This is a genomic window from Bartonella sp. AD328YNZD, from assembly GCF_042196425.1.
In genome coordinates this window covers 1-590 of record NZ_JBHIQG010000817.1, presented here as the reverse complement: position 1 = coordinate 590, position 590 = coordinate 1, and the positions used below count along the sequence as shown (strand labels likewise).

At 39.3% G+C, this 590-nt stretch carries 1 protein-coding gene and 2 pseudogenes; 1 reads left to right on the top strand and 2 read right to left on the bottom strand.

Features of this window, described 5'->3' with window-relative positions:
* Positions 1–147 (top strand): annotated as a pseudogene (locus ACFIO3_RS15190) (integrase); the annotation flags it as partial.
* A 52-nt stretch (positions 148–199) separates the two neighbouring features.
* Here the strand turns inward: ACFIO3_RS15190 and ACFIO3_RS15185 are convergent.
* A complete protein-coding gene (locus tag ACFIO3_RS15185) occupies positions 200–499 on the bottom strand; it encodes a HigA family addiction module antitoxin (RefSeq protein WP_183194585.1) in 300 nt (99 codons plus the stop codon).
* Positions 500–516: 17 nt separating this feature from the next.
* A pseudogene (locus ACFIO3_RS15180) lies at positions 517–590 on the bottom strand (Killer protein); the annotation flags it as partial.

Genomic DNA, 590 nt, shown 5'->3' with positions numbered 1-590 from the left:
ACACGTGCAGCCAATGCTGGTGCGACAGTTTCGCAAATGAAAGCGCTTTTTGGCTGGACAGAAGATAAAATGGCATCTCTTTATACCAAAACAGCCGATAGAAAACGCCTTGCAATAGAAGCCATTAAAAAACTTCAAAAAGGTTAGAGCAACGGGCGGAAGCTAAAAAACTAAAGCCCCGTCAAAATTATAAACGAAATCAAAGCGACGTTTGATGTGCTTCAGAAACCAGAGGAGAAATAGGTGGTTGTGTCTGTTGCATTGTTTGCCATAAATTATAATTTGTTTGCATATCCAGCCAAAATTTCGCTTTACTAAAACCAGCTAGTTCTAATTTCACTGCAAGTTCGGTACTCATAGAGGCATGTCCGTTAATCACTCTTGATAGAGAAGCTCTTGTCATATGGAGATGATTAGCTAACTTTTGTATTGTTATCCCCATTTCGTCTAAGAAAGCTACTTTTAGAACTTCGCCCGGATGTGCGGGGTTATGCATCATTATTTTCGTTCCTTTCATCAATGGTAATCTTGATAATCAACAAGCTCCACATCTGTTCCTATAAAGCGAAAAGTAACACGCCAATTTCCAT